This window comes from Flectobacillus sp. (assembly GCF_049240685.1).
In the GTDB taxonomy this organism is placed as follows: domain Bacteria; phylum Bacteroidota; class Bacteroidia; order Cytophagales; family Spirosomataceae; genus Flectobacillus.
This window is the reverse complement of record NZ_JBMLSD010000482.1, coordinates 1-2,814: the sequence shown is the minus strand read 5'-3', so window position 1 is coordinate 2,814 and position 2,814 is coordinate 1. Positions and strand designations below refer to the sequence as shown.

Below are 2,814 nucleotides of genomic sequence, written 5' to 3'. Positions count from 1 at the left end.
CTCGCACATGGAAGGAAAGTAGGAGCCTTCCAGACCCACATGCAGGGTCATTAATTGTCTTATTTACTGGTGGATTGACATAATTTGCATTCATTTCTGTGAGAAGGTCACAGATACCTTCGGGAGTGAAAAACTGTCCCAAGGCACTGCTTTTACTTCGACTTGCTATGATTTCGTAGTAGGTGCCTAATCCATCGTACCAATTGCGCTTTTTGAAGCTTTCATTGTAGCACCTTAATAGTGCTGCCATCATCGCGCTAAGGTAATAGTAATCGTCTTTATACTTTCTTTTGAGCCTTTCTGCCAGCTCCTTATCTCCATGTGGTGACCAGCAAGCTATCATAAAATCTAAGAGGTCGTGGAATACTTCAGCTACGTCCCAGCGATATCCTCCAAGCTTATTAAATGCCTCGTTGAACTCCCTCAACTCGTGCGGTACATCTACTGTCTTTGCCATTAGAAGGGAACGTCTTCAAAGGTTTCTATTTCGTACTTTGGATAGCAAGACTTCAACAAGTGCTCGACATAGTAGTCTTTAATTTGAAAGCCTGCACACTCTTTGAACCGTTGTTCTATACGTTCAACTAAAATTGTGGCTGGTGACTTGTAGCTATATCGTTTGTAGGTCCTTACAAAATCAATCAAATCATCTATGGTGATTTTATCTTCTACAAAGAATAAGGAGTTCATTTCTTGAGCTTGAACATCTAGCGCTAAACCATCCTTATTGAACCATGCTTTGCTCACATCACTCAGCCAATTCTTATCTGCAAATCTTTCAAAGCTCTCTCGAGGGAATGGCTTCAGGAACTCCGAAATAATGTAATTCTTTGAGCTATCACTTGATTCATTGGCTTTTGCTTTCTGCCAAAGCTCTGCGAGCTCTAAGGGGTTGTTGGAATGCTCGAGTAAATAGTCATCAGCTTCATACTCTTCTATGCCAAATGGTAACTGTGTGGCTTTGTAAGGGAGGTGAGCAATATTGTAGATATCTAACCTTTCGCATATTTCGGTGTCGAATCTGCTTGTAGTAACCTTTCTGGCTGTTTGGGCCGCAAACTCGATGTAATCTTCGTTGGAAGTACCGGCGTACTTCTTCATGTGCCTTTCTGCATTGGCACCTAATTTGAAACTTTTCATTTTTTATAAATTGAAAACCAGTTGTATATAATTTGAGCAAATTTTTGTATATAATTTCAGTAAACTTTTGTAAGGTTAGTTTGCTCGAGCTAGCCTTTTGATTGGTGTGCCTCCGAAGAGCTTAACTGTTTCCCAGAGAACAATTACGTTGTCCTGAGCAAACTCATCTTTTTGAAACTCGAAGGTTTGACCCTCGCTTTGAAAAACTAAAATGTTGTTAACCTCCTTCTTGAAAATATAGGTTTTTGAATCGTTTTTGAGTTGAATCTTTTGATTGAAGTAAAACATAACTTGTTGTTTTTAAATCGTTTATTGTATTACGAAGGTAGGCAATGGGTACAAGGGTGAAAAACAGTGATTCTTTTATTTTACGGTAAGTTTGGCAGTCTAAAAGCATAAAAAAACCTGCACTGTTGGCAGGTTTTACTTTTTGATATATCTTAATTTTTTAAATGAATTTCTCATAATAGGATATTCCAATACGGGTATCTTTTGAGTATTGATACGATTGATTATTCTTTCTGTTTCCTCTGAACTCAACATGTTATTTTCTAGCTCTTCAAGTGCTTTTTTGTATAGAAAAGACTTATCAATTCTGTACAAAGTAAATTCACGTACTCCAGAATATTGAACCCCATAAATAATATCAAAACGAGGCTCGATATAATAATCGAAAGTATGAAAATTATCATCTGGCATAAAATGATGATCATATTGTTTCAGATGTCTATAAAAATCTATCCACCTGTCAAAGTGAGGTGGTAGTTCATTTTTTATTGTCATTTGGATATCGTTAAATAGTAGGGTAAACCAAATAATATTTTTCTTAGCAGCTAAATACCTGGTTAATTTGTAAAATATTATTTGGTCAAATGTTAAAATGGAACACTAAAGTTCATTTGGAAGGGATGGTTTTTAGTTCCAAGTTTTCGTACCTTAACTACATCTTTTCCAAAAATCCCCTGAAGATTATTGAGAGTTTCTTCAAGTGTCTGCATGTTGCGAAACTCGGCAAGTCCTCCAGCTCCAGTCCAGGTATCATTAAAATGAAAATAATACCTGTTATCACGCAAAATTTTGCGATTGTAATAGGCATTTAGCCCCGATATCCAATAATCTTCCTGATATCTTTGTTCAGGTCTGAAAAATAGCTTTGAACCCGTAAACAATCCGAACGCACAGGTATTTACATAGCCACTCATCTGGAGGGGCTGAAGTGCATTGTAAGTGAAGGGTTTCCCACACGTATTGAAGCCCCAGAGATACACTCCCATTCGCTTGGCCGTGCGAGCTGTTACCTGAATGACATCATAAATTTCCTCTGGATTTAGTTTGTCCTCTTCACCCGTTTCGGTATAGATGCGCTTCATAAATGCCAAATCATCATCCAAATGAAAGGCATCACCAAAGTGCTCCATCATCCACTGGCGCTTCCAGCTAAGTCCAATCACGCTATCAGGGTGTGTAACAATTTCAGTATCGGGGCATCGTTCTCGATATTCACCGAATTGGCTTTCTGGAATACAAATAATACTATTGGCAACCTTTTGATGAGTTGTTATGCGGTCAGCACGCTTGTGCGAGGCTATCAATACTTTTATCGGTTGTTCCATCGCTCAATAAAGCTTTTAGCGGTTGTCACATACGACTCACCCTTATTCGACGTCTTATAAT

Annotated in this window: 5 protein-coding genes; all 5 read right to left on the bottom strand. The window is 38.2% G+C overall.

Annotated elements, in window-relative coordinates:
• A partial coding sequence (locus ACOVQ4_RS22305; RefSeq protein ID WP_421822798.1) for an N-6 DNA methylase occupies nucleotides 1-457 on the bottom strand: 457 nt, incomplete at its 3' end.
• A complete protein-coding gene (locus ACOVQ4_RS22300; RefSeq protein ID WP_421822797.1) occupies nucleotides 457-1,140 on the bottom strand; it encodes a hypothetical protein in 684 nt (227 codons plus the stop codon). The genes ACOVQ4_RS22305 and ACOVQ4_RS22300, both read right to left, overlap by 1 nt.
• A 75-nt stretch (nucleotides 1,141-1,215) precedes the next feature.
• The gene (locus ACOVQ4_RS22295) at nucleotides 1,216-1,428 is read right to left on the bottom strand and encodes a hypothetical protein (protein WP_421822796.1); all 213 of its coding nucleotides are present in this window, start codon (nucleotides 1,426-1,428) and stop codon (nucleotides 1,216-1,218) included.
• Nucleotides 1,429-1,563: 135 nt separating this feature from the next.
• Nucleotides 1,564-1,923: a hypothetical protein gene (locus ACOVQ4_RS22290; RefSeq protein ID WP_421822795.1), complete on the bottom strand. Its 360-nt coding sequence runs from the start codon at nucleotides 1,921-1,923 to the stop codon at nucleotides 1,564-1,566.
• Nucleotides 1,924-2,015: 92 nt separating this feature from the next.
• Nucleotides 2,016-2,753, bottom strand: coding sequence for a hypothetical protein (locus tag ACOVQ4_RS22285; protein WP_421822794.1), 738 nt, complete (start codon nucleotides 2,751-2,753; stop codon nucleotides 2,016-2,018).
• Nucleotides 2,754-2,814: the final 61 nt, after the last annotated feature.

Excerpts from the sequence above, each read along its gene's own strand:
- ACOVQ4_RS22285 (WP_421822794.1), bottom strand. The coding sequence starts at position 2,753 with ATGGAACAACCGATAAAAGTATTGATAGCCTCGCACAAGCGTGCTGAC.
- ACOVQ4_RS22300 (WP_421822797.1), bottom strand. The coding sequence starts at position 1,140 with ATGAAAAGTTTCAAATTAGGTGCCAATGCAGAAAGGCACATGAAGAAG.
- ACOVQ4_RS22295 (WP_421822796.1), bottom strand. The coding sequence starts at position 1,428 with ATGTTTTACTTCAATCAAAAGATTCAACTCAAAAACGATTCAAAAACC.
- ACOVQ4_RS22290 (WP_421822795.1), bottom strand. The coding sequence starts at position 1,923 with ATGACAATAAAAAATGAACTACCACCTCACTTTGACAGGTGGATAGAT.